Raw genomic sequence first — 1,014 nt, 5'->3', positions numbered from 1 at the left:
AAAAAAGGGAGACCTCTGTCTCCCCAAGATTAATTAACTTTGTATTGTGAAATATCATCAATTAACCTCGGAGCAAAGGTCGCAAATTTTCGCCTTACTCCAAAAGAAAACAGGGAGAAAAGAGATTGCCACAATCGTCGGCATCAGTCAGTCAACACTATCACGTGAAATCAAACGCAACAGCACGCCATCAGAAAAGTATATCTGGACAAAGGCGCACGATATGGCTATGCAGCGCAGAAAGAGAACGGTAAAGAACGCCAGGCTCTCTAACGAATTAGTCTGGAGAATTAAGGAATATATCACCAATGACCAGTGGTCTCCACGACAAATATCAGGTTATCTGCGCAAGAATGAGGGAATAAAGGTGTCCCACCAATCCATTTATAATATCATTCATAATGATACAACAGGGGAACTTGCCAAACACACAAGGCATAAGATGAAATACAGACATCGTCCCAAGGGCAGACATCTTCCAATTAAAGACAGGTTGAGTATCCATGAAAGAAGTAAGGAAGTTGACGGGAAGAGATTCGGAGATTTTGAGATGGACTTGATCGTAGACCCTGACCAGCATACCATACTCACACTGGTAGAGAAATCCACCAATATGCTGCTTATGCAGAAACTGCCATTTGGAAAGCAGTCAAAGCCTCTGGCAAAGGTAGTTAGGAAACTGCTGCCACCATACAAGGACTGTCTGAAGACCATTACAACAGACAACGGACCTGAATTTGCAGCACATAAGGACATTACCAAGTTCTTGGGCGTGCCCGTATACTTCGCTGATCCATATTGTTCTTGGCAAAAGGGAGCTATTGAGAATACAAATAAACTAATCAGACAATATATACCGAAAAAGGATTCGTTTGAACATTACACAGACAAGAGAATTATGTCGATACAAAAGAAATTGAACGAAAGACCGAGAGAAAAATTAAACTTTTCTACTCCAAAGTGTGAATTCTTCAAATACGTTTTATAATTTTGCACTTGCTGGTTGACTCTGCG

Annotated in this window: 1 protein-coding gene; it reads left to right on the top strand. The window is 41.0% G+C overall.

Features of this window, described 5'->3' with window-relative positions; genetic code table 11:
• Positions 1 to 46: 46 nt before the first annotated feature.
• Positions 47 to 988 carry an IS30 family transposase gene (locus E0E16_RS10605; RefSeq protein ID WP_130829052.1) on the top strand — a complete coding sequence of 314 codons (942 nt, stop codon included), beginning with the start codon at positions 47 to 49 and terminating at the stop codon, positions 986 to 988.
• Positions 989 to 1,014: the final 26 nt, after the last annotated feature.

The sequence above is a fragment of the Prevotella rectalis genome (genome assembly GCF_900607215.1).
Taxonomy (GTDB): Bacteria; Bacteroidota; Bacteroidia; order Bacteroidales; family Bacteroidaceae; genus Prevotella; species Prevotella brunnea.
The sequence above is the reverse complement of the archived record's forward strand: the minus strand, read 5'-3'. Positions and strand labels throughout refer to the sequence as shown.